Genomic DNA, 26462 nt, shown 5'->3' with positions numbered 1-26462 from the left:
CTGCAATTTTTCTCACACCTGCACTCTAATCTCCCGCCCACAAACACAATGCGTGTTCTTATTGTCTCTTGATGGGCGAAATTTTGGCTTTCCAGTGTCAGACACACGCGAGCAGCACTCCGCAAGAGTGCAACACTTCACTAGAAGAGTGCGCGGCTGAGAATTGTTAGGGGCGGGAAAACTGACACCCGAACGACCACAAGCCGGCCGATCATCGCCGTACTCTGATCACTCACCCTTTTGCGCTAAAATTCTGCCCCATCCGGACTTGTACAATTTTTAAAGGTCAGGTTTCACAATCAGTAGATGACTACTGCTAGGCTCAGGACCAATTGATTCCCACTGGGCTGCGCAAAACGGAGCGGTAGCTTGTCTGATCTATTCTGGCTGAACAACGAGCAGATGGCTCGTCTGGAGCCCTTTTTCCCAAGCCCTATGGCAAGCCTCATGTTGATGACAGGCATGTATTGAACGGGATTATCTTCATCAATTGCAATGGCTTACGGTGGCGCGATGCGTCCAAGGAGTACTGTCCGCGCGTTACGCCCGAATCTTTCACCGGCAACAGGTGGTAGATGGTCGTTGTCAATCCGACGGACGAGTTAGACTGCGGTATACCTCGAGTTGGCATGTTGTTCCGTTTTCGAGCGTTTACCAAAAAGCCCAGGTATCGATTGCACCAGTAGAATAAGAAATATCACAACCGTGCCAAACGCAGCACCCAATAAAAGACCCGGAAAAAAGCTAAACGAGTAAGCGAACCACAGAGCGAAGCTTGCTATCCAGCCTACTACTGCTCCAGTTAGAAGCGCTGCCATGATCACGGACCTTTTTTGTACGCAAATTCTGCCTCATCTGAAGTTGTATGATATTTTTTGGTCTTTTTGATCCTCAATTAAGTCAATGACACTAAATGGCAGTTTTCCGCTTGACTACGGTGATAAATACCTCTGGCACTGATCACTAGAGACCAGATCAACTGCCGAGCGTCGGCCCCCCCGGGCTCAAAGGTTGGAGGCCCGTATCAGTCCGGAATTCGTCCTTCCGTTTTAGTTCCATAGTTCGTCTCTTTTGCTACAGTAGCTGCTATCAAAGGGGCGGCATCAAACCGCGACACGTCCACACCAGACCTTAAACAATGCGGCCACCGTTAACGGAACACCATTGGAGAAACCTCAAATCAGAGGCACCTAAACGAACGATGCAAAACTTTCAAACTAGCTAAAAGCACCTTCCCAACTGCTCGGCCAATGCTGAACACACTTGGAAAGAACACCATAAGTCGCAAAGCTTCGGTTAAATATCCTTTTTGCGCAACCAGCCTAAGAAAGCTGCATCTGCATATCTTGGTGGGCGGCGTGCTGCGAAATACCGCCATTCCGCCTCCAGTGCATAGACGTCAGCGCCGGGCACCAGCTTGCGAGCTTCGTCAAGCGTCTCCGGCGCCAGCATAAGGCCCCGCCCGTCGTCTATCACCATGTCGCGGCGCGAAACAGCGATGATGTCACCTTGCTCTTCCGTAAGCTGATACTCGGGCAAGCTGTCGCGGGAAATAATATCACGCAGCATGGCGCGAAAGACGCGGCGAGGGCTGACAGAGCCCGACTTTTTCAAGAGCACCTCCACCGAGACGCGCCAGCTCTGCTGCTGTCCGCAATGCTTGCGTGCTAGTGCATAAAGTCGCCGCTCCAACGGTTTGCGCAACCCGAAATACGCGCGGCTGAGGGTCAGCACAGAACGCGCCTTGACCGCTCGAAAAATCCATTCGGACAGTGTGACGGAGACCGCTACCATCCGCCCGGCCCGGGTCTTGCGCACGATTTCCCAGCTTTCGATGAGACCGAAACCCGTCGTAACCTCGGTGTCGCCTGTGCGGATGTTCGTGGTGATACGGGTACCCGCGAGCCGCTCAAAGGCCTCTTTGAGACGCCTGTAGGCATCGCCGCTGGTCTCCCGCCCAGTCGCAAGCATCAGGTCATGCGCCGTCAGTGTCAGCCGTCTAGACACCGATTTCCCCGCATTGAGCGCCGCCATCAGCTGGCTGATGCAAAAGATTAAGATATCCGCATCAAAGATCGTGGCACGCCCCCGAACCGAAGGTGTCACCGTCACCGTCACATCGTTATGGACATAATTAAGGATACGACGGTCGGGACGGGTCGACAGCGAAAAAAGTGGATGCTCCAGCGAGGCCAGATCGTGTTTCGGACTGGCCCCAAAAAAATCGCATACAAAAAAATCGCCCACTGCTGCGGATGTCATATTTTTTACTCATCTGCCTCACGACCCATGTTCAGGATCAAGTTTCTGACGTCCCCTTCTGGGGATTCGTGGTTTTAGTGACACCCAACTTATCCACAGGTCGTCGCCCCGCCTAGTGGGTTTCACGCAAAGATCGGGGGATCAGAGTCGGTCTTTCGGGGGATTGGAGTCAGTCTTTCGGGTTTTCGGAGTCGGTTGAACTTTAGTCGAAGATTGAATTTCTTTCTAAATCAGTAGCTTAAGAGAAACCCATTTTCCTTAACTAAATATAACAGAATATTAACGAGAGATTTGTAGCTTCAGCACACCAAAAAAACCGTATCGCCTCCACAAAACCTTTATTTTCTTAGAAAAATAAGCGAAGAAGTGGGTAAAACTTCCATGTTATATCTTTTGTGTTACATTGAAGGAAACGCATAACATGGAAGTATCGATGAGCAGCGACAGCCCCGTTCCCTATCACGGAATTTCCCCTGATCAGGCGTTAGAAGCGCTTGGACATCCTTTAACCACTGAAAGCATTGCAACCATTGCAAAAGCCTGCAGGCGCGGGAGAGATGACCTCACCGCACGCGGCCTGGGTGAAACAAAACGGAAAACCTTACGTCGGTTCTCCACCTGGGAAATTACAAAATATCTCATTCCCGTGGCACCCGCCCATCTTCGCCGGGTGCTGCGTCAGAATCCAGATCTGCCGCAGGGGTGGACGGAATCCGAAGGCGGAGCTAAATGGTTCACCCTCGATGAAGTGCTACGCCTGCGTGCACATTTTGCCTCCGAAGGGGTCAAGACCCGTGGCTACTTGCCCTACCACCCCAAGGGATTGCCGTCCAAGATCGTTTCGGTTGCCAACTTTAAGGGTGGTGTGGGCAAGACTTCTACGGCAGCACATCTAGCCATGTCCGCCGCTCTGGATGGCTACAAGGTTCTGGTGGTGGACCTTGACAGCCAGGGGTCGATGACCTCGATTTTTGGTGGTCGCGTCGCGGATGAGTGGCACACCGTCTTTCCGGTGCTGGCTCGTCACTACGGAGAACATTTGCGGCGCGAAAACCAGAGACGTCTTGATCGCGGAGAAAATCCCTTACCCCTCGATGACACGGTGGCGCAGGCCATGGAGAGGCGCGTTCAAGATCTGGTGCAGAGTACCCACTGGCCCAACATCGACCTGCTGGGCGCTCAGCTCGATCTCTACTGGGCAGAGTTTCAGGTGCCCGCATGGCGCATGCAGGCCCGATCATGGAAGCTCTGGCATGCGCTCTCAGAGCGCCTGCAGGCCGACGGGGCGCTGGACAGCTATGATCTGGTGGTACTCGATACGCCTCCTGCCCTTGGGTATCTCACGATCAACGCTCTGGCCGCCGCCGATATCTTGCTGGTGCCGACAGGGGCCTCTTTTCTCGAGTTCCAGAGTACTGGACGGTTCTTTGATATGCTGCACGCAACCTTTACCAGCATCGAAGAGGAGGAGAATATTGCGGCTCGTGCGCTTGGACATACGGGACTCCGTTTCGAATGGGACGCGGTGCGCGCAGTGGTTACTCGCTACGATGGGGCACAGCAGGCGGAGTTCTCGGCTCTTATGCAAGCCTACCTTGGTACGGCGCTTTCACCCTATCGCCAGGATTTTACCGCTCTCATCGGCCAGGCAAGCGAGCAAGTATCCGCCGTCTACGAGGCCGATTACCGTGATTTTAATCGCGAGACCTATGCAAAGGGACGTCAAACCTTTGACGAAACCTATGCAGGGGTCAAAAAGCTGATCATGGGGGCTTGGCGGCGCGACGAGCTGGCGATGCAGGCAAGCAAAGAGAAAGCCCACGGCTAAACGAAAACGGCTTGGGTTATCCGCAAGAACCAAAGCCGGCTTCCTAGAGACGAATTTGGTCTATCCTGAGGCCATGAGCTGCATGCCTATTGCCAAAGTTGCATAAGATACATCAACCAGCGCAACCTTGATGAGATGAACTGCGCGATGACGGGGGCTGAGGGGCCCATGGTGCTAGGTGAAGGTAATTAGTTCATTCAAGCAACGCAGCTACGCTGGGCGGCTTTGAAGCCTCACTGTCACAATCTTTAGTGCTCAACCAACAACGTTGAAACTGACACCACCATGAAAAATATTGGCAACGCAAAGCTGTCCGGTCGCGTAGGCACCAGTATCGATCGAGATAATACCTTTTTCCGCAACTGGGTTACTAACGATGGTATGACCATGAACGATCCATAAACCGTCCTCTCGCATGACCTTTCCGAAGTCATGATGACCCCAGATAAAATTGTGTTTGTCTTGTAGGTCGATTTTTTGCTTTGGGTCAGCTCCGGCATGTACGACGGTGACATTGCCGTTTTGATACTGGTAGAGCAGGTTGCGCAACCAGAAGATTTGCTCTGGCCCCATCGCTTTGCGAAGAGCATCTCGTACAGCTTCCAGTCTGTTTGGATCGCAGGTTTCCGTCACGTTCGAAACACCAAAGCTAGCCAATGTTTGTAAACCACCATAGCGCAGCCATCTAGAGCCATTCGCAAGTGGATTTTCTAGAAATGCCAACAGCATCTCCTCGTGATTTCCCATGAGAAAATGAGAGTTGGGGCGACCAATAAGTCTACGCAAAACACCTGCGCTATCTTCACCACGGTCGATATAGTCCCCGACGAAAACAACCTGGGAGGCCTCAGGCAGTTGCAACAGCACACGTTCCAACAGATCGGAACGACCGTGGATATCACCGATTGCATAGAACTGATGTTCTGGCTCTATCGGCCGAGATACTTGATATTTCTCTCGCCGCTTGGCGGTCCAGGCTTTCAACATCTTTTGCTCCAATCCATCGCAATGAAAGTGCTCAGATTCTGCACGCCAAGTAAGCAGTGTCTGCGACAAGATCAATCGGTTGAAAACGTATCTTTTTTCATGCTCTGAACGAGCCCAATGCCTACTATCGTACCCATGCAGCTTAGGTTTCTTTTACAAAAATTGAAGTCGATAATAACCAACTCAGGACTTGTGTCGGGACTAAGCTGTCACGGTTCCCTTAATTTCAGGATATCCACAGGTCGCCTAGTGTAGGCCATCAGCATCCATGGAACAGAATAGGTTGATTGCGTAGCGGAGGATTTCAGGCTCATCGTAACCATCAGAGAGTGGAAATGAGAGTGAAATCCGGTAATTCGTGATACAGTCCAGAAATTAAAGGCACAATAAGGCACTGATTTAAAAAACCTTTTTGAGCCAGCGCCCAGTAATTAAGGGTACAGTGACAGCTAAGATCACCTTGGAAAAACGGATATTGCGAAAGCTTCAACGGGAGGATGAGGGATGAACTGCTCAACGGCGAGATCTTCTACAGCTTGCGCGAGGTTCAAATTCTGATCGAACAATGGAGGAAACACTACAATAAGAAGAGACCGCATAGTGCTTTGGGTTATCATCCACCAGCCCCAGAAACCATCATCTCGATGGAACTGAGGCCAATCATGCACTAACAATCAATTTGGATCAGCCAGATCAGGCTGCTCAAGAGTCCGAACGGACTCGCACATATTATTGTCGGATACCGTCAATCTTCAGAAACTTGCAGCAGGGCGTTTTTTCGGGCTCAAAAGGTATATTGCTGGTCAATGCGGGTATTTTTTCCATTGTTTATCTTTTGCGCAAGTATCGCGAACGCGGCTCCCGACTGCGAGGAAGGCGCGAATGGGCGACTGCAAGAGGTAGTAGAGTACGAACTACCAAAAGATCCTGAAATGAACTCCGAGGAAGGGGCCATAGCTGCCAACCCGAAACGAGATTTAACAATTTCTCCAAGGCCACGCTTACGGCCATGCAAGTTTCGCCAATTCGAAGTTGGACGCAAAAAGATGCGCGAACGTGGAGTAGTTTGTGGCGATTGGACCATCATCGGTGAAAACCGCAAGCCGATTAAAGGGCGACTTCGGGGATGCGGCATTGCCGAACCTGTTCGCATCCGCATTGTGTCTGAAATCTTGCTCAGCCAGTTGGCGCTAATGGATTGCGAGACCGCCGTTACCTTGAAGACATGGTTGGAGAATACAGCAAAACCGGCCTTTGCGGATCAGGGAGGTGGACTGAAGGGCCTGCGTTTATCCGGCCACTACGCTTGCAAAACCCAAAACAATCAACCTGGTGCTCGTCTTTCGGCACATGCTTACGGGCGTGCCATAGACATATCGTCATTCATACTCATGGATGGCACTGTGATTACTGTTCAAGAAGGATGGACGAACAAAGAGACAAGCACAGTTATGCGCGAACTTCACGCCGGCGCTTGCGGATTGTTCGGTACGGTACTCGGGCCCGATGCCGACCGATTTCACAAAGGGCACTTCCACTTTGATACGACACATCGACGCAGCGGACCCTATTGCCGATAACCGCCGCTATCTTATAGTTGCTCTATTTCTCGCACCAAACACACATGCTCGTTGATGGCCTTCCTCATCTCTTGCCCCTGCGCATTCGTGTGTCGGTGCGGGTCAAGCTTGCCCCTACCTTTCGGTCGCCCCTGAGGCGCTGCCTCCGCCCGACCTTTCTGTCGGATCGCAATGCCCATCGGGCTCCCGTGGCTAGCGAAAGCTTCAATCGCAAGGCCGCCGCCCGTCCGCTTAACCCTTCCTCAATCAATCTCTGAAACCGCGCCCGAAGGGCTTCCGGCAAAGGTGCTGACATGATCCATCCTCCCAATCAGGGTGAATCACAAAATCAGCTTGTTGGGAATTCCCGCGATTCTGGTTTTGGGCGGCGCGCTTTAGTCATTTGATTTTATATACCAGTCCCAAGGCACCTGGGACAGAACCTTGCAATCTACCTCTGAAACAGGGTCGCTGCACTCAAGCAGCATGTTAGGTGTTAAGGTCAAGACAACCGAAGACGCATATTCAGGTTGACCAGATTTAAAATCCGCGGTGCTGATTAAATGGATGCTGGGCAATCCGAGATATTGAGATGCCAAAAAGTTTTGCGCGTTTCCGATCATGCTGCGCGTTGGGCGGCTGAATGCGGAATAATAGGGTTCAACGTCATTTGTTTTGTCTAGGATAAAAATTTCCTTTACGTGAGAGTACATGGAAAGGTTGTTTTCAATCCCTGTATAAAAGGCTGTCGATGTTGTGCTCTCCTTGACCATATAGTTCGCCTTTGATTTGATGGCGGTGACATTCACGATGACAAGCATGAGACCAGCTGTAAGGGCTACGGCACGTCTATAAACCTGACGTCAGAACAGAGATGCCAAAGTCCTATCCCAATAAATGCAAATAGAAATGGAAGAGATGAGTACAAATATAGCTCGCCAACTTTTTGTGTAAGCAAGGTGGGACTTAAGGCGATATAGGCTAGTAGCAAGAAAAGAAGCGGTAATACCCACCCGCGATTTCTCGTAAATTCTCGAACACCAACATAGATGGCAATCCAGAAAGAAAACGAAAGAAAAACAAAAAACGCGACTTCTAAGTAGTCCTGTCTATGCAATGCAAGAACTATATCAAACTTAGAAAATGGAAAGAACAATCCCGCAGTGACTAAGCCAATATTTTTAATGATATTCAATCCAATTGAAAGAGAATATCGATCTGAAGAAATTTCACCGACGGCGTTCGCTCGGTAAAAGAAAAAATAGGCAAGAAAGACCAAAAGAAACGGCAAGAATATTTTAAAAACGTTAGTCATCTTTTGGCGATTAGTCCCGCTTGGATCGCGCCTAACTTGATATACAACGACTAAAAAAAGAGCAGGGACATATCCGACGCCACCTTCTTTACTCAATATCGAAAAAAGAAATGCAACCAAACTGAGAGAATAAGCTTTGGCAGTATCGGAGCTCTGGATCGCCAGGCAAACCAGAACGATTGAAAGTAGGCCGAAAAGACTCGCAAAAACTTGCGAAATTGTATCAATATTTCCGAGCGGGTAGACCGCAGCTTGGCAGATAAGCGTAAAAAAAAGCGGCAATGAGAGATGCTTCTCGATTGTCTGTAAGTATTAGGCAAAAGTAAAAAGTAGTAATTGAATAAAGTATGTGGCCAAGAAGATTAAAGATATGCAGAAAGAGAGGATCATCTCCCCAGATTGATTGCGATATATAGATTACAAAAGATTCTATGGGGCGCAGGAATCCCGTCCTGTTTGCTTCCGAAAATGTACGCCACCAAGGGCCTTCTAGGCGCAAAAATTCAAAATCATCTCCGAAATACCCTACTTGGAACGTGCTCCAGAACAACGTAAACCCCAGAGCAAAAAAACGGGCACAAAAACTATCTCGTTTGTGAGATAGCTCATAATACTATTCCGGTTCTGGATTGCCCGCATTGAATGCTCCTTTTTTATATTCGAGAAAGTTTTTCTTTTGTTCGCTCGCGATCGTTGAGAATTATTTTTTTCTCAGCTAAATACTCATCTTTTTGAATTTTTTCTCTGGTATGCTTCGAATAATTGCCATGATTGTTTTCCAGATAGCTCGCACATAGATGATGTCCCGCTTGTTCGCGACCGCGCGAGCAATGGCCAATCCTATTTCTCTCGGTTGTGCAGTCAATTTTGGGGGCAAATCCATGCCTTCGGTCATTTGAGTGGCGACGAATCCTGGGAGTACGGTTACGACATGCACGCCCTTTTTAGAAAGCCGGTTGCGCAGGCCTGATAAAAACGCTGTGAATCCAGCCTTGGCAGAGCCGTATACGTAGTTTGTGGCACGACCTCGTTCCCCTGCGACGGAGCTGATGCCGACGAGAGTGCCGTGGCCGCGATCTTCGAAGCGGTTTGCGAGCACCGCGAGGATGCTGGCGGGTCCCTCGTAGTTGCTGCGCATCACGAGGGTTGCGGCGTCCAAATCATGTTCGTTTTCTGACTGTTCGCCCATCAACCCAACAGCGCAGACTGCAATTTCCGGCAACTCTGGTAGCTGATCAATGAACGAGGCATGAGACTGGATGTCTAGCGCGTCGAACTCATGCAGGGTGACGTTCACGCCATGCCGGAGCGCGATGTCGGATTGGTCGGATTCGAGCGTCTTGGCTCTGCGTGCAGCAAGTTGAATTGGATGGCCAAGGGCGGCAAAGGCATGGGCCGTGGCTTTGCCGATGTCAGAACGCGCGCCCAGGATGAGGACGGTGGGCTTCGTCATAGGGCGAGCCTTTCTGATTGTGCTGAGGTAAAACTTTCTTGCCAGGCGCAATCTTTGCGCTGCGTACGAAATGCTCCGATCCTTTTGTCCGAGGCGGCAAAGGTTTCGGCGGACATACGGCTGTCCTTGGCAAGATAGAAGCGCCCGCCATGCTCAAGCGTTATCTGGTCAAGCTCGTTGAGCAGTGCGAGCGTTTTTGCGTTGATCGGGAAATCAAGGCAAAGCGTGTAGCCTTCCATCGGGAAAGAAAACACGCTGTCTTGCACACCAAAGCGTTTCAGGACTGCTAGAAATGACCCAGCGCCTGCTTTTGAGATTGCTTTGAGGAGTTCTGACAGACCTTCTTCAGAAGCATCAAGCGGCAATACGCACTGAAATTGTGCAAAGCCCTTGCGCCCGTAGATGCGGTTCCACTGCAAGATGGCGTCGAGTGGGTAGAAATACGTATCCCAATCGACAATTTGCGGCCCAGTCTTTCGAGCTCCCGCCCAATAATAGAGCGCATTGAAAGCGCGTACTGTGATCGGATTTAGAGCGAATCCCGGGAAATCAAAGGGCACGGTGCGCTTTGTTTTCTGGGGCACTTCGAAAGGTGCTTTGATCTGTATTTCGGAAAGGTCACTCAGGCCGGCATGTTCGCCAAGCATGACCAAGGAGCGACCCAGATCCGCCCCTCTGGCAAGGCAATCGATCCATGCAACGGAATAGGTGGCGTCGTGGTTAGCCTCAAATACACCCATGGCTGCTTTCAGGTTCGGCGCTGGGTGTGTGCTTTGCCGTATCCAGGCCGTTTCGACAGGCTGCAACCGGATCGCGGCCTGTGTGATGATCCCAGTGAGACCCATCCCGCCAACGGTGTGTTCAAAAAGAACGGGGTTTTCTGTGCGACTGCAGCGTTTGATCGCACCAGCAGCCCCCATAACGTCTACCCAATCGACACAGGTGCGGAAGCTGCCATCTTTGTGGTGGTTCTTGCCGTGCACATCCGCTGCGATGGCCCCGCCGAGCGTCACGAACTTGGTACCAGGTGTGATCTGGGGAAACCATCCCCGCGGCAAAAACGCGGTGATGATGTCACCAAGCAAGACGCCGGGCTCTGCTATCAACTGACCGGCGTCAGAATCGAATGCCAACATGCGATTGAGGTGCCGCGTCTCCAAGGTAGCGGCGTTGTTGATGGCGCTGTCGCCGTAGGCTCGTCCATTGCCGCGCGCGATCACACTAGGCTCCGAGCGCACCACGTCCTGAAGCGCAGCAATGCTGCGCGGTGCATGCACACTGGCCTCTAGTATCGGATAGCGCCCCCATCCTGACAACATCATGTCGGCACCTCCAAACGACTGTCGGTGAATACAAATAGTCGATCTAGGTTGTATTTGACGATATAGCCAATGCTCAGACCAATCACCGCACCAAGTTCCCGCATGATATCCGTTTGCCAGATCAGCCAGAAGGCAGTCTCAGTACCCCAGAAGATCATTGTCGTAATTAATCCCATGGCGGTGTAGAGCGAGAATTTCTGCCCGTGGGCCCTCACGCCAGTGCCGAGATCGTAGAATATCCACCTCTTGTCGAGGATGTACTTGATGACCAAGCCAACCAAGGTTCCAGCCCCTATGGCCAAAGCAAAAGTCATCCCATCACTACCTTGGGTCAGCACCAATCGCTGGACACCCAAATTCGCGATGGTAGCCATCATCGCGAATGCAGCATATCTGAAAATCAATACTCGCAGGGTCACAGCGCAGCTCCTGCCACAACAAAAGCAAGTATGAACAAGAAACATACCTGGCTGACCCGATCCTTTGCCGCATAGACAACCGGATCGTCATGCATCGCCCCGCGATGCGCGAGCATGACAGTGCGCGTGATCCAATAAATCAGGATGGCGCATACGCCCCACAACGCCTCGGGGTGTGCATAGAGTTGCATAACGGCTGGGGAGCTCACATAAAGTGCCATCACCAAAACAGCGACATATCCGGCACTGATGGAAACCATCGAAATGATTGGCAGATCGTCCACATGATAACCGCGACCTGAGGTTTTGAGCTTGCCTTGCTTAACGTTATCGACCAGCTCTGCCTGGCGCTTGACCGCCGCAAGGGACAAGAAAAAGAAGACCGAAAATGCAAGGAGCCACACGGACAGCGGTATATCCGTAGCGACCGCACCCGCCACGAGGCGCACCGTATAAAGCCCGGCAAGAACACAGATATCAACTACGACGCGCCGTTTCAGATATAGCGAATATCCGGTGGTCAGTGCGTAGTACCCAACCATCACACCGAAGAAGGCTGGCCCCAGAACGGCGGCAGTCATAGCTCCCAAACCCAACAGGCCCGCAGCCATCCATGTGCCAGAGGCAATTGGAATGCTGCCAGAGGCAAAGGGCCTAAGGCGCTTGCGCGGATGGGCGCGATCCGCATTGAGATCGAGAAGATCGTTCAGCACATAAACACTGGAGGCGACCAGACTGAACGAGATGAAAGCGAGCAATGAGGCAAAAAGACTGGCCCCATTGATTTGGTGTGCGGCCAGCATGGGCAGGAACACTAAGACATTCTTCATCCACTGATGGGGCCGAATGGCTTTGAGATAGGCAGCAATCGTTGGCGAATGGGTCGCAAGATGCTCGATCTCACCTGCAACTTGGGTGGCACGCGTCTTCATTGTGTCGGACAGGTTGACCGTGATTGCCTGTTTCGCGTGCTTCCAAACGGCGAGATCAGCTTCGGAGTCACCCATGTAAGCAAATTGCTTTTCGCCATAGGTCTCGATCAGAAATTGTGCCTTGCGCTCCCCTTTGAGGTTCTTCACGCCGTCTGATCCATGAACCTCATCAAAGAGCTTGAGGTGCGCCCCAATTTCCTGTGCGATTTTGTCGTCTGAAGCTGTGACCAAGGCCGTGCGCCCACCCGCTTCACGCCAAGACTTAATGTAATTGACCACCTCGGCATCATAGGGAAGCGTTGTCATATCGACTTGTGCCGCCTGGGCAAGATACCGCTTCAAGGCTGCTTTACCTTGCGACAGCGCCAATACAGATCGGAATGGACTGCGCCAGTCCCGACTGAAAGCCGACCAGAAACTCTCGAATAGAGCATCGCTTTTCAGAAGCGTGTGATCCAGATCAACAACAAGAGTTTCGCGCATAAAAAGACTTAGAAAAGACAGTTTCAGACAAGATTAACTCTGCTTTATCCACAAAAGCAGGTTATGCCACCACTGAAAAATGATCTAGGCGGGCATTTAGCATGACAAGAAAGCGCAACCAAAAAAACACGACAAGTGGCCTAGAGTAAGAATCTATAGCCAATAACTGACGGTTGCTAGGGAGATTGCAGAGAGGAATACCTCGGGGCAACGGTCACATCGGGTCGCTACGCGCGCGCAATCCTTGAGCCGACCAGCAAACACGATCTCGGTGCGGTTTCGCCACTTATATCTGCGCTTGTCATATTTGACCGGCGTTGACAAACAGATTAAATAGCTGCCCTTGGCTCTACCGAATCTGGTGGCCCCCTTTTTGCGGCCATATCAGTCGCAGTATGGTGTGCCTTTGGATAGGTCGCGTCAATCATAGCGTCTACTCTTTGTGGTACTCGGCGGCTAGGTCGACCGTAATTCGTGTAGAGATGCCTTCCTAAAACGACCCGCTATGCGGCGCGCATTCGACCTGATCGATTAGGTCTCTACCTGCTGTATCTCTAACTCAGCGAAACCGCTTTTGTAGCGCCAGCTTACCTTTTTGAATACCGGCTGACTGCGCGATGGATTGTCGGGTGAAGACGATCTGGAACTTGTCATGCGGATCGGCTTTGCTGCCGATTTGCTTCAACGCAGCTTCATAAATCCTGAAGGTCACTGTGATAAGATTGTATTCTGCCGACGATCCATCAGACGGGCACAGCACCATGTCGGCAACAGCCATCGCCATCGCGGCCGTCATACTGGGTTCGCCTTTGGTGTCGATCAGCAGGTAGTCAAAGCCCCCCGCCTTTTCTGCTTCAAGAATGTGGGCATAAGCGAGTTTGTCATTCTCCGCATCTTCCTCGGCAAATTGCCCGGCCTCGATTAGAAGCTCATCGGTAGGGATCGGCTCCAGCCCGTTGTTCGGATTCAACCATTCCGAGAGTGTTCCTTGTGAATCCTGATCAAGGATGCGGACACGTTTGCCCTGATGGTGCAAAGCGAAAGCAAAGGCGATGAGCATGGAAGATTTCCCCACCCCGCCCTTGGAGTTTACGGCCGCATAGATTTTCAATTTGGTCTCCGGGTCTGCGCCCGAAAGCCACGCCGCACAGCGGTGTGCCACAACTGGGCTCCCGCTTTCCGATTATCACGCGCTTTGATTGGATTAGTTGTTCTTAAAAGCAAGTTTAAGAAGCCTCACCGCCGTTAAACCCAAGACTATACCAAAAGCATTAAACAACAAATCGATTGTACTGGCTGATCGCCCTACAAATGGTTGCAACAGCTCGATTACGCCGCTCCAAACTAGAGCTACCAACGCAATGCTTAAACCTACATTTTGCTTAACTACCACCAATGGTAAAATCGTCACCGCGTATGCGACTAAATGCATGATTTTGTCTACTACATGTGTAGTATTGTTTGCGCTACCCGGATCAACCACATCACCGGATGGCCAAAGACTTGCAATCGAAATAATAATAAGAATAGCGAAACTAGCTGCGATGCCGAGCGGTGTCGGCCAAGATTGGAAAATCGACCTAGATGTCATCAAGTAACTTGCCTGTCCATAAAACGTTTCGACCCAAAGTGCCCTGAATCAATTCTTGGTTTTCTTCCATTCTGCTCATCGCGCAAGTTGAATTTCAACCAAGTGTTCAAGTGCCAACAAAAGCACCAGTAAGGGGAGCGATTTTCAGACTTCGAACTAGTTTAAAATTTGCAGAAGATACACTGGTTGCGACAACAAAAGCCGAGCACTCTGCGATAGAGATTGCAAATTTTACTACCTCTTGGACCTGGCTGACTGTTTGTGTTCGACCTCTTTGAACAGATGAGGTCATATTCTTCCGCAGAAATTGTGTGCATTCACCCATCAACCTTCGCAGAAAACCCGAAACGCGGCTTGCAACTCAGGGACAGTGTCGGTGCGAATGACAAATTCGTGGATTGACATCATCCGCCAATACTGCCCCTCTTCACCAAACCTAATCTTCGAAATAACGTCTTCCGACACAATGCTTGCGAATAGAGCAACTTCGCGACTGGGAAGAAAACTCGCGGCTTCTGCGACGTATGTCGCTTCGTAAATAATCGGGCTCTTTGACAAACAGATACCAAATTCCTCCTTTGTTTCGCGCAATGCGCATTCCAGTGCGGTTTCATCATTTTCACGCACGCCACCTGGTAGGTCCCATTGATTTGGATTAGGAATGTGGTCCAAATCATCTCTCAGGTAGGCCACAACCGCGTTGTTACAGATGACGGCTATCTTGGCTCCCTGCAAATCAGTCGCCTTAGCTACACTCATTTTCGCTCACTCTTCTCACATTTCCGGTTGCCATAGCGCCACCGCTCAAACCTACCGCCATCAAAAATGCACACTATCCATAAACTGTCCCACAACACTTTTTGGACCTGAGCTCATTTGCAGGTGCTTGTTAGCGTTTACAGGCCCCTTCCCTTTTTATGCGCAAAAAAGTTTCTTTTCGAGCTTTACTTTAGTCACATCATCAATTCTTAATCAAACGTGATAAGTACCCCTTATCATGTTTGATTGATTTTGCCGAGAAATGCGCGCAGAGTGGGTATATGAAGCCCCCTGCCCCATACCTCCCCGCCGCCGCCCCTGCCCTCTCCGCCGCCGCCCCTGCCCTCTCCGCCGCTGATCAGGAGGCGCTCACTGATCTTTATGTGCGCGGCACACCGGAAAACACGCTGCGGGCATATGAACGGGATCTGCTTTATGTCACCGCCTGGAAGTCCGCGCGGTTTGCAGCGACACTGGACTGGCCGGAATCTGAGGCCACCGCCCTCGCCTTCATTCTCGATCACGCCCGCGACCTGAATGACGCACCAGAAACGGATGTGGCGCGTGAAACCGCAGAAGCGCTGATTGCTCAGGGACTGCGCAAGTCCCTCGCCTGCCCGGCCCCATCGACGCTGGACAGGCGCATCGCCTCCTGGCTTGCCTTTCATCGAATGAAGAACCTGACCAGTCCTTTCGGTGCACCGCAGGTGAAGCAGGCCCGTGCCAAGGCGCGCCGGGCTGCAGCCCGGCCCACTGCGCCAAAATCGCAGCACCCGATCACCCGGGACGTGCTGGAACAGTTGCTGACCACCTGTCGGGGGTCCCGGCGGGATTGCCGTGACCGGGCGATCCTGATGCTGGGCTGGGCCTCGGGTGGCCGACGGCGGTCGGAACTCTCCGGGTTGATGCGCGAGGATGTCAGCCTGAAGGCGTTTGAAAAAGAAGGCCTGGTCTGGCTCTCGCTGCTGGAGACTAAGACCACGAGCAAGGGCGAAACCCCGCGCTTGGTGCTCAAGGGCCGCGCCGCGCAAGCCTTGGTGCATTGGATCGAGGTGGGCGGGATCAGCGATGGCCCCCTCTTCCGCCCGATCTCTAAGGCGGACCGGGTGCTGAAACGCCGCCTCAGCCCGGATGCCATTGCGCAGATTGTAAAGCGTCGGTTGAAACTGGCGAACCTGCCCGAGGGGTTTGCCTCGCCCCACGGGCTGCGGTCCGGGTTTCTGACGCAAGCCGCTCTCGATGGCGCCCCGATCCAGGCCGCCATGCGCTTATCTCTGCATCGCTCCATGGCGCAGGCACAGAAATACTATGACGACGTTGACATCGCAGAAAACCCGGCAACGGATTTGTTGGGGTAGCTGTTTGCCAAGAAGCAACCGGTGCCGTGAGAATGCGGAAGGCCCATATAAATTATTCAGTATCGCTTGAGTTTAGATGACGCAGTATTGCGGCATGATCCACCCATCTGCCCATGCTCTCAACTAACCATGCGGGCAAATTGAGACCACCCTACTCCTACTAACAGGTCTGGATTCGAAGGGCCGCTGGCAAAAATTCGACTGAGTACAAGTAGGATTTACTTTATTAGCGTGGCTGCTCATCTGGCTCCCAATCAAGCTACGCAGGTCGAAATCCAACCTTCAGCCATTGAACTTGTCGCGGATGAAAGTCTCTCCAACGGCCGAAGTAATTGGTTCGATGGCACTGGCAAAGATGCAGCTCCTGCGAGTGCTTAAAACGTTGTTTGAGTGAAGAGGTTGCCAAAATTGCCAATTGGCAATTTTTTGGAACGGTTGACGTCGTGAGGAAATTGCCAATTGGCAATTTCCCATGTCGCTAAAGTAGATCAGTCTCGATTTGTGGCAAAATGCCTGTCTACAAAGATCGCAAAGGCTTCGTGCAGATCATCTTTGCTCGCGTCAATCGGAAACTCCAACACGATCTTTTTACCTTTGCGCTTGTATGTCATCGCAGACTTTTCGGGTGACGATTGAAGGATCACCGAGTTCGCTGTTGCCGCAGCAGGAGGTCTCAGCGCTGCCTTGAACACATTCATAACCTGCGCGCCGTCACGATTGACCCCATCCGTCGCCATCTGATGTGCTGTTTCCAACAGCTTCTCAAGATCTTCGGGCCGACCCAGAAACGGCTTCAACGTACGAGCGTGCAGTTCTTTGATTTCTCGGATCGAAGGGAATGCCGCAACGATCTCGTTCGGCAGTTTGGCTAATTGAAGGTAACGTGAAAGCCAAGCTTCACTGACTTCCAGCCGTGCGGCCATCGCTTTTTGCTTTCCACCGTAGTAGCGAGCTACAGCGTCTGCATAGTCACGAGCGCGCTCATAGTCAGAGATATCTTCTCTATCACGGTTCTCGATGTCGCCCAGTCTGAAAGCTTCCTCATCAGTCAACTCCCGAACATCTACCAAGTAGCGAAACTGTGGGTAGTTATTGGCGCGCAGCCAGCTAATTGCAAAATGTCGCCTTGCACCGCAGATTACTTCATATGGCTGATTTGAATCGCCTGTCTTGCGCACGATAGCCGGAAACTCTTGCCGACCCTGACTGCGGATTCCGTCGATCAGATCTCGACAGTTGTCCTCCGACAGCAGGTCATACGCACGGTTATGTCGCTCCCACATACGGCACTCTCCAGGATCGACCCACCTCAGGGACTTTTCCTCGATATCTCCCGACAACCGTTCCGCAACCCTGTTAGAGCGGTTTAGAAATCGAGCGCCAGCGCGTTCTGCTTTGGGGGCAGCGCCACTATCGAGTCCGCTTAGTACGTCATCGAAAATTGCGTCATGTTTCTTGCTCATAACACTCCCTCCTTGCGCAATGCTGCATGGTGGCTGGGCCAGGTTTTGCGCATCAAAACCTCAACCTCGCGCCCCACCGCGTCCAGGTATGCCCGGCAGCGTTTGTGGGTTTCTGTGCGTGCTGCAGGCCCGGTAATCTCGTACACCGTACCTAAGTTAGCCGTAGCGTTATCAATTTCGGCACTGTCCTTTAGAACACTGGCCAACATGTCTTGTGGAAACACCGCGTCCATCATCCGTTTGATGGCTGCATGGGCAGATTTGTTGTCGTTCATCTTGGTGGCGAGAATTTTGACGAATGAATAATCACGAGCTCCGCCATGTTGAGCCAGTTCGTTCAACGTTGCGCCCATCATCTTGAGAAAATGGGCAGTGGATCCAAAGTCGATATTATTCGGCGGGGCAGGGATCACCATCGCGTTCGCTGCTCGAAGCACTGAAAGAGAAATCATTCCTAGCGCAGGCGGCGGGTCCAGAAGGATTACGTCGAATTGATCGGCTATGGTGCTGATCCCATCTCGCAAACGGTCCAACACGAAAACTTGATCCCTGGCCATTCGAGCTGCGAATTCATACTCAGCGTCATAGAGACCGAGGTTTGCAGGGATGAGCGCAATGCCAGGCCAATACGTAGCGCGTAAAGCATAGTGAAGTGTCTGCGGACCACCATGCTGAAAGAATGGGTAAAGCGTATCTTCAGTCTCATCCACGTCAATGTCAGGATTAAGGCCGAAGATCGAGGTCGTTGAAGCTTGGCTGTCGCAATCGATAACGCAAACTCTATAGCCTTTGAGCGCGAGGAATTGGGCAAGGTGGGTTGTTACAGTCGATTTCCCAACGCCACCCTTGAATGACTGAATTGACAAAACCAGTGTCGGATCGTCTGTTGCGCGGTGAGGTAAGGTACCAAACACTTCTCGCATCCGATTTACGTCAGACAGCGAGTACCCGGTCCTTCTTCCAGTGACCGGATCTTTTTCGGGTTCAGGCAAACGGCCGTCCGCTTCAGCATCACGGATCAACTTCTCTGATCGACCTACCATTTCGGCGGCGGAACGAACATTGAAGTTTAAGTTTAGCGTTTTTCCTGTGTCGGGGGAAAATACCCTGTCACGCAATCGCTCCATCACGGTACTGGCACGATCGGTTAGTTGCTCTATCTCTTCCAGCCCAACGATGGGCAAGGGTGAGGTGGTCATGGGCTTTGTCCTGTAGAAATCTGCCTTTCGTGAAGCATGCCCGGATTGGTGAATCGGCTCAAGTGCGGTTTTTCAGACTTGTTGTAGAAAAAACGGGAAAAACGAAGGTAACGGCTATAGTAGTGGAATTTGAGGTCAATCGAAAGTCATTGGTAGCTCCGTTCAAGCATAGAATGTGCAATGCGGATGCATTTGATGTTCGGTGATGCCGCAGGTACCAATCCCCCTTTAGTCCAAAAATAAAAATCAATCTTGTTCAGTATTCATGGATTCAATGTTCATATAGGCAATTATGTAATAAAAATAATATTTTGTAAGACTACGCTCTTACATATCGGGCGTAAACTCTTACGAATTGGAATGCTTTGCCTTACGTTTCGGATGGCTAAAACTTACATTTCGGGATGAACCTAATTCCTACTTTTGGGGATGGAAGAGGTGAATCGAAAAACCTTTGTTTTATTAGGGTTAGTGGGATTCCGCTGAATCTAGTCTCGCTCGATTCTGATTTAAAAAATTACAGATTGGGTGCTGGACCGAGGCACTGGTGATGGCTATGCTTACATTATAAACCATACAAAAGTAAGAATTATATGTTGGGCAGAGCGTGTCAAAAAAATCATATCGTACTTTAGACGCACGGCCAAACTCGGAGAGCCTGATCAAGCCTGGCGAGTTGGTGGATGTGGTTGAGGTTACACCGCTGACTTTGAATGACCGGCGAATCTACAATCAGCTTTTGGAAAACGCTTGGGATGCGATCGACAAGCCTGTCAGCCATGTGATCCAGAAATCCATGCTGCGTGGGTCGCATAACTCGAACGACAGGGTAGGGGAGTCGATTGAGCGGCTGATGTCCGCGATTGTGAAAGTGGAGGTCGTATGGGATGGCGAACCTGCGATCGAGCGGGTTCAGTTGTTGGGTGGTAACGTGGAAACAGTGCGAAACGACGGGCTAGTTGAATACGAGATCCCGGCACGGTTGCGCAAAATTATTTCAAATTCAGCAGTTTTTGCTCGTTTACAGCGCGAGATCATGTTCGCGCTGAGCTCCAAATATGCACTGACCTTATATGAGATTGTGCAGAAACGCGGCAATCTGCGCTGGCGCTCGTCTGAGAAGTTTTCTGTCGATGATCTACGCGGCATTCTAGGTGTACCAAAGGGTAAGCTAACCAACTGGAGCAACCTGAAGCTCCGTGCGATCGAACCGGCCATTGCTGAAGTTAATGCGCTGTCGGATTACATGGTGGCGATTGATCCAATAAAGACCGGGCGCCGTGTGACTCACGTCGAATTGCGATGGTGGAAGAAGGACGGAGAAGGGCAGGGGGCCGCAGAACGTGCCCTAAAGTTTTCGTCCGTTGGACGTAAGGTTAGGGCTCAAAGGCATGAAGAAAATGCTCAAGTATCGGTTGCTCCAAGCATCAAGCCACGCCCGGCCTGGCTAGAAAAAAGAGGTGACGCCTTAAAGACTGAAACTTACGAGACCGCTCGTCTACGCCATCCAGGGTATGACATCTACTACATTGAAGGCCAATGGCGTGACTGGTCAGCAGGAATGGATCCACCCAACGACCCCGACCGTGCATTTCTCGCGTATATTCGCAGGTTCGCGGAAGCCAATCCGATTTAGAGTTCCTGTCGGTCGGGAGCAAATGGCGGAGATTGCACAAGCGCTACTGGGGCCGCAGATCTTGGTTGCGAGGCTATTTCTTGATGGTTTCGGGAAATGTAACCAACGATGTCTTCCTGTAGTATCTGGAACTAGATTCCAAATGTTATACTACTGGCATCAGCCGGTAAGTGGGTCACTTTATGATGTCGTTTCCAGCATTGGTAAACTGATCAGGGCTCGCTTATTTGAGTACGCGTGCCGGATTGCCCATTGCCGTGGCCCCTGCCGGGATATCGCGAGCTACTACAGCGTTGGCCCCGATCTGGACATTGTCGCCGATAAAAATATCACCTGTCACCACACTGCCAGGACCAAAGTAAACATTGTCGCCTATCACAGGACTGCGGGTTATGGCCACGGCAGCATGGATTCTAGCATTGGCTCCGATCTGCGCCTTTGAACTGATGACTACGGATCCCCAATGCGCGATGTATAGCCCAGGGCCGCAGGTGTTAATCGTCAAAGTTATTCCAAGCCGTGCTCCTGCGCGCCGGCGGTGGATCGAGAGGAATTTGTACCAGGCTTGGGCCCAGGGCGTACGGGCGGTGGCATGAAGATATTCACACCGACGCAGCAGAACCATATAATGTATCATCGGATTACGGTACCAGTACATACGCGGCAGACGTTCCATGCCACGCGCCGCGAGATCTGCTTTGAGAAAGCGTTCATAGTCAGCGCGGTTACGTATGCGGTCGGGTTTGCGGCGAATATCTTGCGTCTCATTGTGCGGGTGTTCGTTCATGGCTTGCTCTCATAAAGCGCCGCGAGATCCAGCAACTCTTGGCTGCGTTTCTTGAGGAAGCGCGCAGGTTGGCCGCCGTAGATACCCCATTCTGACAGCCGATCCTTGACGACGCTGCGCGCGCCAACAGCGACCCCGGTTTCGAGAAATGCGCCAGGCAGCAAAACCGACTGGGCCCCGATAATCGCGTGCTCTCCTATTTCTACCGATCTGGTGATCAAGCCGGGTTTGAAATCTTCTGGCACTGTCGGGTTGGTCATCGAAGCACCGGAATAATCATCGCTCTCCGAAAACAGGCTGACATACGGTGCCAAGGTAGCATAGCGGCGCATTGTTACTCCAAAACGGCCGAACAGACCACAATGTGCCCCGATCTGATTATTACCTTCAAGGACGATTGGCTCACCGGCGTGAAGTAAGGCGAAATCGTCGATCATTACGTTGTCTCCGATGTGGATCGCCTTGGGGTTGATAAAACGTACGGTCTTGCGAACGAGAACTCGCCGCCCCACAGAGCCCAGCCCCTGTTCGCGCAATTCCGGTGGAGTCATGAAATCGAACCAAGCCATGCGGCAGCCTCCCGTCTAACGCTAGCCCTGCTGCGCCGCCACCAGACCGGCAAAGGTGCTGGCAGTCAACGGTTCGCCATCTGGAATGGTCTCGGTGTCAATCTCGACCCCGAATGTTTCTTCGACATGCAATAGAAAATCAAAAAATGCAAAGGAATCCAGAATGTTTGTCAGTGGAGTGTTCGCGTTGATAGCTTCGGAGGGTTCAGTCCCGCGTATGTTCAGGGCGATTTCAATGAGGCGCTCGACGGTTTCGGTACTTGTGGTCATGGTTTGGTCTTTCCAGCTTGTGTGTCACACACGAGAGCTTCCAGCGCGCGACGATCAATCTTGTCATTGGCATTGCGTGGCAAACTAGAAATAGCGTGGAGTCGTGCAGGCACGGCGTAATCAGGTAGCTCCTTTGCCAGATCAGCAAGGATTTCCGCCTCTACCAACGGCGCGTCAGTTTCAACAAACGTGTGCAATACATCGCCTAGTTTGACAGTGCAGGTGATGCTAAGACCCAAACGCGAAGCTACAGCATCGACTTCATCCAATTCGAGACGATAGCCACGTATTTTGACTTGGTCATCAATTCGTCCGCGGAACAATAAACGACCATCATGCAACTCGGCGTAGTCTCCCGTGCGGTAGACGCGCAGTGGCGATCCGTTCAACACAACGCTTCGAAAGGCTTCAGCAGTCTTTTCAGGATCGTTCCAATAGCCATCGGCTAACTGCGGACCTGAAATTAACAACTCACCGTCATTAAGCCCATCACCGACACGGGCAATGTGGTCACCTTGGGCAAACAGAAAAGACGTGCCCTTAACGGGCTCGCCAATCGCGATAGTACCTTCATAGGCCATATCCGGAGAGAGCCGGATTTCCGAGCAAGACACAGTCGCTTCTGTCGGACCATAGGTGTTCTGGATCACAATGTCCGGTCGAGCATTGTAAAGCGCTTCGACGTGACGGCTCAGCAAAGGTTCACCACAGAAAGTAATCATCCTCACGGTGGCAAAGTTCTGTGGCGTAAGCTGACGAGCCTTGATCATCAGATCAATGACGCTTGGCACTGAGTTCCAGATGGTAATCCCCGTATTTCGGGCGAAACGCGCGGGCATCAAGGCCTGATGCTCGCTGGTCACCGGGCAGAGCGCTGCGCCTAGGGTCAAGGAACCGTAAATGTCAAGCACGCTGAGATCAAACCCAATGTTTGGGTGCTGTGACCAGCGATCCCCTTCGTTGATGTCGAAGGCACGAGCAACCCAATTTAGATAATGGGCCAAAGCGGTGCGAGAGATCTTCACGCCTTTAGGAGTTCCGGTCGAACCGGAGGTGAAGATGACATAGGCCAACTCACCAGATTGTGGTTCAAAGGGAATGGCAGTGATCAAATCCTCAGCAATCAGAACCTTAGCCGACCCGGCAATGGCTGCAACGCTGTTGGCAAAGGCACGTGTTGTCAGAATTATGTCAGGAGAAAAAGCTTCTAAGATCAGCCCGTTGCGTGCACTTGGCGCCTCAGTATTGAGCGGAGCATAAAATCCACCTATCGCTAGGGTCGCAAACATTGCTGCATAAGCATCAACCGAACGGGGCAAATAAATAGCTATACGTAGCGCTGGCGCATGCTGTCGAAGGCCGGACGCAATGGATCGCACCCGTTCCATCAGTTCTGCGTAGTTGGTCACTGAATCGCCGACTATGACCGCAGGCCGGTGTGGAAATTGGGCACAGCAGGCACAAAATCGGTCAAAAGGATCAATCATTTCAATCAGTACTCTAAAACATTTGGTATGGAAAATGTTGCATTAACTGTATTGCGAAAGCAATGTACAACTTGGGGCCGCGCCCGACTCTTGAATCAAACCAAGGGTTCTTGGTCGAGCGGCGTATTCGCATTGGTACTGATCGCTACGACACAGATTCTCTCCCGCTGAAGTGATCTGCTGCTCTGTTTGGGAAAACGGCGAACATCTTTGACAACCTTCTCGCTATAGCTCTGCTTGGTTCCGGGTTTTTGTCTCATCTCCACTCCTTGGTGGTTACGATGTGCCAGAAATCCTCTCTTATCAAATTGACCTAAGCTGTCCCATTGGTACTGACGTCAGACAGTTACCCCGCACTACCCGTCTATATCTACGCTTTCTTTGCGGGATAATATAGATTGTAGTACCGACATTCTATTGGACGTGCAGTCGGCTAAGCCTTCCCAAGGATCGATGACCTTGATCTCTCGCTCCTCCAAACCTTTGAAATTTCTGAGTAAGACCGATGTAGACTATCTGATAGTCGGACTGGCCAATCAGTCGTCGCAACGAACAGCGTTCGGCGATAGATATGCGCACTCATCTCTGGTTTCTTATTTTTGCCCAGTGATTTTTACAGGTGCCATGCCACCATGATAGGTTGAACAGGCGAGAGAATATGTACCTGCGATATTCGGGTGATCTCGAAAGAGCCTTTACTTTGGACACAAAAAAACGAGAAACATAGTGTATCTTACGACTGCGCGTGCCACCAAATCTGTCGATTGCAGAAACGGAAGAAGGGTTTTTAAAACGTAATAGCTCCCCATCACCCGGGGACTTCAGAGATTCAAACATATCCTCAAAGACAGTAAAAATACTCGTCAAACCATATTTTTTGAGGCGCGCTTGCACAGCTATGGGATCGCATCTGTTGCGCAATTCCGTCCAATCCAACCATGAACGCAAATCAAGCTCACCAGAATGGTGATGGGCATGTGCAATCAAGTGGCAGGCGCGATCTTGGGGTGACATAATCATAAGATTGCCACATGTCGTCACATTGGCGCGGGACAACACTTTTTCGGCCGGCAGAATCTGAGCCATCGGGTTTCGGCCAACTTCAAAATGAAGCTCCACCGGTAGTTCCCAATCGGAATGCAAAATCTTAGGTAAGTGATGCTGGGGGTGTGCAACACCACGCTGGTTGATGTTGTCGTTTGATCGAGACAGCGCGAAAGGTACCGTAGTCGCACCAATTTCGTAAAGAGCCGCTTTTGCAGTCTCTGTAAGTTCACGAGGGACAAGGAGATCTAGGTCTCCTATGAAACGAATGCCCGGATCCTGGTGCAAAGGGTCTAGTAAATCCCCGCCACCTTTCATGACGACACATGGAATCTTTGCCCGTGCAAACGCAATGTCGATCTGTTCAAGTTGCCTTCTCGCCAGTGACAATCTCGACCGGTTAGCCTCGTACATGGTTTTAAAATATAGGTATAAATCCCTTGGTACCGCCTCACGCAATTCGGCCACTTCGATAAGTACTTTCCCGACCAATGCATGCAGATGATTGCCTTGGGCAATTCTCACTAGATTCTCGGGTTGCGTTGCGCGCAGTAAAACTGGCAACTCGTGAGGCACGACATCCGAAACATAGGCTTTTGCAAGGAGTAGAACGGCTCGATGTGCGTCTGACAAGCGTGCTTCGGCGCGGGTCATGTCGCTACGATATCCATGCAAGCTGGAATAGATTGCTTCGATGAAGAATACCGTAATTTGTAGAACGGAACCGCATTACAAAGGGATGCAAGTGGTCGGATTTGAGGGTCGCGGCGACAGGCGCGCGCACCAGAAACTATGCAAGCTGAAAAGGCTTCTTCAGGTGACATTGATTGAAGTTCAAACGCCCCGTTCTCAGCATATTCCGGCACTATAACCGCGCCAATATCCACTTTGGAGCCCAAAGATGCTCCGGCGGGCAGGGACAAGTACGTAACATTTTCTCGTGCACTTTTGGGTTCACCATGCAGCGCTACTAATTGTTCGATCTCCGGTAGACACATAGCCCCCGATTTGACTGCAGCTGCCGTTGGAAAGGAAAACACCGATTGTCCATCAGCCGAAAGAGGAATGTGGTCGTCGGCCAGAAACCCAAACCCTTGGGCAATGAGCCCCTGGCTGAGAGTGGATTTTCCAGATCCGCTTTCTGCAATGAAAAGCATGGCGCGGCCGTTCGAATCTAAGACAGCTGCACCATGTAGTACCGCGCCCACTTCGGTAGGGGTGAAAAGAACCTGTGCCGCTTCCTTCAACAAAAGGAATCGCGCTTCATCCCGGTCGGTTCTGCTCCATATTGGAATACCATTTAGGCTCAAGGCGAAACCACCCTGTGCATCAGTGACACATCGAAATACTTCTGATGCAGGAGCGTTGGACTGCTTTGGATCACAACAGGCTAAAATCTGCTTCAATTCACCGGATAAAATTTCGCTGTCCAATTCGACAACAAAGTGACCCCCAGGACCACTGAAGCTAATGCGTTTCGCGACAACATCCGGACTTTCTTTCGCGGGGTGGGGAAATGGTGCCGGTTTCGCTTCAAAGAGTCCGGCAGCTCGCCAAGTGTCAATAATTTCAAAAACGACTTTTATATATGCTTGTTTGTCAGCAGAACTGACTTCAACGACATCCGTCAATTGGTTCACAATGTAGGATGCACCGCCTGCGGACTTGACTTGTTCCAACACTGCAACGCCTAGAGCATTAGTTACAACAATACAGCCGCTCGAAGCCGAGTGGAGCAC

23 protein-coding genes and 3 pseudogenes are annotated in these 26462 nt (G+C 51.4%); 6 read left to right on the top strand and 20 right to left on the bottom strand.

The features are described 5' to 3' along the window. Positions 1–369: 369 nt before the first annotated feature. Positions 370–572 (top strand): annotated as a pseudogene (locus ACR0L9_RS19215) (transposase); the annotation flags it as partial. A 724-nt stretch (positions 573–1296) separates the two neighbouring features. Here ACR0L9_RS19215 and ACR0L9_RS19210 read toward each other — a convergent pair. Continuing rightward, a complete protein-coding gene (locus tag ACR0L9_RS19210; protein WP_480896446.1) occupies positions 1297–2262 on the bottom strand; it encodes a replication initiator protein A in 966 nt (321 codons plus the stop codon). Between the two features lie 421 nt (positions 2263–2683). On the opposite strand from ACR0L9_RS19210, the gene ACR0L9_RS19205 reads away from it, so the two are divergent. Next, positions 2684–4090, top strand: a complete 1407-nt coding sequence (locus tag ACR0L9_RS19205; RefSeq protein ID WP_480896445.1) for an AAA family ATPase — start codon at positions 2684–2686, stop codon at positions 4088–4090. Between the two features lie 255 nt (positions 4091–4345). Here ACR0L9_RS19205 and ACR0L9_RS19200 read toward each other — a convergent pair whose 3' ends face one another. Beyond that, positions 4346–5077 (bottom strand): metallophosphoesterase, encoded by a 732-nt coding sequence (locus ACR0L9_RS19200; RefSeq protein WP_480572049.1) that lies wholly within the window; start codon positions 5075–5077, stop codon positions 4346–4348. A 455-nt stretch (positions 5078–5532) separates the two neighbouring features. Here ACR0L9_RS19200 and ACR0L9_RS19195 point away from each other — a divergent pair. Continuing rightward, a pseudogene (locus ACR0L9_RS19195) lies at positions 5533–5748 on the top strand (integrase core domain-containing protein); the annotation flags it as partial. Positions 5749–5883: 135 nt separating this feature from the next. Continuing rightward, the gene (locus ACR0L9_RS19190; protein ID WP_480572052.1) at positions 5884–6657 is read left to right on the top strand and encodes an extensin-like domain-containing protein; all 774 of its coding nucleotides are present in this window, start codon (positions 5884–5886) and stop codon (positions 6655–6657) included. A gap of 374 nt (positions 6658–7031) precedes the next feature. Here the strand turns inward: ACR0L9_RS19190 and ACR0L9_RS19185 are convergent, their stop codons facing one another. The 10 genes and pseudogenes from ACR0L9_RS19185 to ACR0L9_RS19140 all read right to left on the bottom strand — a co-directional run bounded on the left by ACR0L9_RS19185 (position 7032) and on the right by ACR0L9_RS19140 (position 14910). Further along, a complete protein-coding gene (locus ACR0L9_RS19185; protein WP_480896443.1) occupies positions 7032–7457 on the bottom strand; it encodes a hypothetical protein in 426 nt (141 codons plus the stop codon). Between the two features lie 17 nt (positions 7458–7474). Then, entirely contained in the window at positions 7475–8233 is a 759-nt protein-coding gene (locus ACR0L9_RS19180) for a hypothetical protein (RefSeq protein ID WP_480896442.1), read from the bottom strand. A gap of 433 nt (positions 8234–8666) precedes the next feature. Next, a complete protein-coding gene (locus ACR0L9_RS19175) occupies positions 8667–9404 on the bottom strand; it encodes an SDR family oxidoreductase (protein ID WP_480572058.1) in 738 nt (245 codons plus the stop codon). After that, positions 9401–10726 carry an FAD-binding oxidoreductase gene (locus ACR0L9_RS19170; RefSeq protein WP_480572061.1) on the bottom strand — a complete coding sequence of 442 codons (1326 nt, stop codon included), beginning with the start codon at positions 10724–10726 and terminating at the stop codon, positions 9401–9403. The genes ACR0L9_RS19175 and ACR0L9_RS19170 overlap by 4 nt, the downstream gene beginning before the upstream one ends. Then, positions 10723–11145, bottom strand: a complete 423-nt coding sequence (locus ACR0L9_RS19165; RefSeq protein WP_480572064.1) for a GtrA family protein — start codon at positions 11143–11145, stop codon at positions 10723–10725. Before ACR0L9_RS19165 ends, ACR0L9_RS19170 begins: the two co-directional genes overlap by 4 nt. Beyond that, complete coding sequence (locus ACR0L9_RS19160) at positions 11142–12560, bottom strand: UbiA family prenyltransferase (protein WP_480896441.1); 1419 nt, start codon at positions 12558–12560, stop codon at positions 11142–11144. Before ACR0L9_RS19160 ends, ACR0L9_RS19165 begins: the two co-directional genes overlap by 4 nt. Positions 12561–12713: 153 nt before the next feature. Beyond that, positions 12714–12872: pseudogene (locus ACR0L9_RS19155) on the bottom strand (IS5/IS1182 family transposase); the annotation flags it as partial. A gap of 247 nt (positions 12873–13119) precedes the next feature. Next, positions 13120–13671 carry an AAA family ATPase gene (locus ACR0L9_RS19150; protein WP_480896439.1) on the bottom strand — a complete coding sequence of 184 codons (552 nt, stop codon included), beginning with the start codon at positions 13669–13671 and terminating at the stop codon, positions 13120–13122. A gap of 93 nt (positions 13672–13764) precedes the next feature. After that, positions 13765–14151 carry a VanZ family protein gene (locus ACR0L9_RS19145; RefSeq protein WP_480572073.1) on the bottom strand — a complete coding sequence of 129 codons (387 nt, stop codon included), beginning with the start codon at positions 14149–14151 and terminating at the stop codon, positions 13765–13767. A 324-nt stretch (positions 14152–14475) separates the two neighbouring features. Next, positions 14476–14910, bottom strand: a complete 435-nt coding sequence (locus ACR0L9_RS19140) for an NUDIX domain-containing protein (RefSeq protein WP_480572076.1) — start codon at positions 14908–14910, stop codon at positions 14476–14478. Positions 14911–15191: 281 nt separating this feature from the next. Here ACR0L9_RS19140 and ACR0L9_RS19135 point away from each other — a divergent pair, with 281 nt between their 5' ends. Continuing rightward, positions 15192–16268, top strand: coding sequence for a tyrosine-type recombinase/integrase (locus ACR0L9_RS19135; RefSeq protein ID WP_480896438.1), 1077 nt, complete (start codon positions 15192–15194; stop codon positions 16266–16268). 488 nt (positions 16269–16756) lie between these two features. On the opposite strand, the gene ACR0L9_RS19130 is transcribed toward ACR0L9_RS19135, so the two are convergent. Continuing rightward, positions 16757–17731, bottom strand: a complete 975-nt coding sequence (locus tag ACR0L9_RS19130; protein ID WP_480896437.1) for a ParB/RepB/Spo0J family partition protein — start codon at positions 17729–17731, stop codon at positions 16757–16759. Beyond that, the gene (locus tag ACR0L9_RS19125; protein WP_480896436.1) at positions 17728–18915 is read right to left on the bottom strand and encodes an AAA family ATPase; all 1188 of its coding nucleotides are present in this window, start codon (positions 18913–18915) and stop codon (positions 17728–17730) included. Before ACR0L9_RS19125 ends, ACR0L9_RS19130 begins: the two co-directional genes overlap by 4 nt. Before the next feature lie 622 nt (positions 18916–19537). On the opposite strand from ACR0L9_RS19125, the gene ACR0L9_RS19120 reads away from it, so the two are divergent. Continuing rightward, positions 19538–20566 carry a RepB family plasmid replication initiator protein gene (locus tag ACR0L9_RS19120; protein WP_480896435.1) on the top strand — a complete coding sequence of 343 codons (1029 nt, stop codon included), beginning with the start codon at positions 19538–19540 and terminating at the stop codon, positions 20564–20566. A gap of 223 nt (positions 20567–20789) precedes the next feature. Here the strand turns inward: ACR0L9_RS19120 and ACR0L9_RS19115 are convergent, their stop codons facing one another. From ACR0L9_RS19115 to ACR0L9_RS19090, 6 genes are all read right to left on the bottom strand, one after another. After that, positions 20790–21353, bottom strand: a complete 564-nt coding sequence (locus ACR0L9_RS19115) for a serine acetyltransferase (protein WP_480896434.1) — start codon at positions 21351–21353, stop codon at positions 20790–20792. Continuing rightward, positions 21350–21922 (bottom strand): acyltransferase, encoded by a 573-nt coding sequence (locus tag ACR0L9_RS19110; protein ID WP_480896433.1) that lies wholly within the window; start codon positions 21920–21922, stop codon positions 21350–21352. The genes ACR0L9_RS19115 and ACR0L9_RS19110 overlap by 4 nt, the downstream gene beginning before the upstream one ends. 21 nt (positions 21923–21943) lie before the next feature. Next, positions 21944–22192, bottom strand: coding sequence for a hypothetical protein (locus tag ACR0L9_RS19105; protein ID WP_480896432.1), 249 nt, complete (start codon positions 22190–22192; stop codon positions 21944–21946). Beyond that, positions 22189–23679: an amino acid adenylation domain-containing protein gene (locus ACR0L9_RS19100; RefSeq protein WP_480896431.1), complete on the bottom strand. Its 1491-nt coding sequence runs from the start codon at positions 23677–23679 to the stop codon at positions 22189–22191. Before ACR0L9_RS19100 ends, ACR0L9_RS19105 begins: the two co-directional genes overlap by 4 nt. A 579-nt stretch (positions 23680–24258) precedes the next feature. Beyond that, positions 24259–25377 carry a nucleotidyltransferase family protein gene (locus ACR0L9_RS19095; RefSeq protein ID WP_480896430.1) on the bottom strand — a complete coding sequence of 373 codons (1119 nt, stop codon included), beginning with the start codon at positions 25375–25377 and terminating at the stop codon, positions 24259–24261. After that, entirely contained in the window at positions 25374–26402 is a 1029-nt protein-coding gene (locus tag ACR0L9_RS19090; protein WP_480572099.1) for a phosphoenolpyruvate carboxykinase (ATP), read from the bottom strand. Before ACR0L9_RS19090 ends, ACR0L9_RS19095 begins: the two co-directional genes overlap by 4 nt. Positions 26403–26462: the final 60 nt, after the last annotated feature.

This window comes from Ruegeria sp. I3, from assembly GCF_056532525.1.
This window is presented reverse-complemented; position numbering and strand designations above follow the sequence as displayed.

Excerpts from the sequence above, each read along its gene's own strand:
- ACR0L9_RS19160 (WP_480896441.1), bottom strand. The coding sequence starts at position 12,560 with ATGCGCGAAACTCTTGTTGTTGATCTGGATCACACGCTTCTGAAAAGC.
- ACR0L9_RS19095 (WP_480896430.1), bottom strand. The coding sequence starts at position 25,377 with ATGACCCGCGCCGAAGCACGCTTGTCAGACGCACATCGAGCCGTTCTA.
- ACR0L9_RS19140 (WP_480572076.1), bottom strand. The coding sequence starts at position 14,910 with ATGAGTGTAGCTAAGGCGACTGATTTGCAGGGAGCCAAGATAGCCGTC.
- ACR0L9_RS19210 (WP_480896446.1), bottom strand. The coding sequence starts at position 2,262 with ATGACATCCGCAGCAGTGGGCGATTTTTTTGTATGCGATTTTTTTGGG.
- ACR0L9_RS19130 (WP_480896437.1), bottom strand. The coding sequence starts at position 17,731 with ATGAGCAAGAAACATGACGCAATTTTCGATGACGTACTAAGCGGACTC.
- ACR0L9_RS19175 (WP_480572058.1), bottom strand. The coding sequence starts at position 9,404 with ATGACGAAGCCCACCGTCCTCATCCTGGGCGCGCGTTCTGACATCGGC.
- ACR0L9_RS19145 (WP_480572073.1), bottom strand. The coding sequence starts at position 14,151 with ATGACATCTAGGTCGATTTTCCAATCTTGGCCGACACCGCTCGGCATC.
- ACR0L9_RS19100 (WP_480896431.1), bottom strand. The coding sequence starts at position 23,679 with ATGATTGATCCTTTTGACCGATTTTGTGCCTGCTGTGCCCAATTTCCA.
- ACR0L9_RS19200 (WP_480572049.1), bottom strand. The coding sequence starts at position 5,077 with ATGTTGAAAGCCTGGACCGCCAAGCGGCGAGAGAAATATCAAGTATCT.
- ACR0L9_RS19170 (WP_480572061.1), bottom strand. The coding sequence starts at position 10,726 with ATGATGTTGTCAGGATGGGGGCGCTATCCGATACTAGAGGCCAGTGTG.
- ACR0L9_RS19110 (WP_480896433.1), bottom strand. The coding sequence starts at position 21,922 with ATGGCTTGGTTCGATTTCATGACTCCACCGGAATTGCGCGAACAGGGG.
- ACR0L9_RS19135 (WP_480896438.1), top strand. The coding sequence starts at position 15,192 with ATGAAGCCCCCTGCCCCATACCTCCCCGCCGCCGCCCCTGCCCTCTCC.
- ACR0L9_RS19115 (WP_480896434.1), bottom strand. The coding sequence starts at position 21,353 with ATGAACGAACACCCGCACAATGAGACGCAAGATATTCGCCGCAAACCC.
- ACR0L9_RS19185 (WP_480896443.1), bottom strand. The coding sequence starts at position 7,457 with ATGCTTGTCATCGTGAATGTCACCGCCATCAAATCAAAGGCGAACTAT.
- ACR0L9_RS19190 (WP_480572052.1), top strand. The coding sequence starts at position 5,884 with ATGCGGGTATTTTTTCCATTGTTTATCTTTTGCGCAAGTATCGCGAAC.
- ACR0L9_RS19105 (WP_480896432.1), bottom strand. The coding sequence starts at position 22,192 with ATGACCACAAGTACCGAAACCGTCGAGCGCCTCATTGAAATCGCCCTG.
- ACR0L9_RS19205 (WP_480896445.1), top strand. The coding sequence starts at position 2,684 with ATGGAAGTATCGATGAGCAGCGACAGCCCCGTTCCCTATCACGGAATT.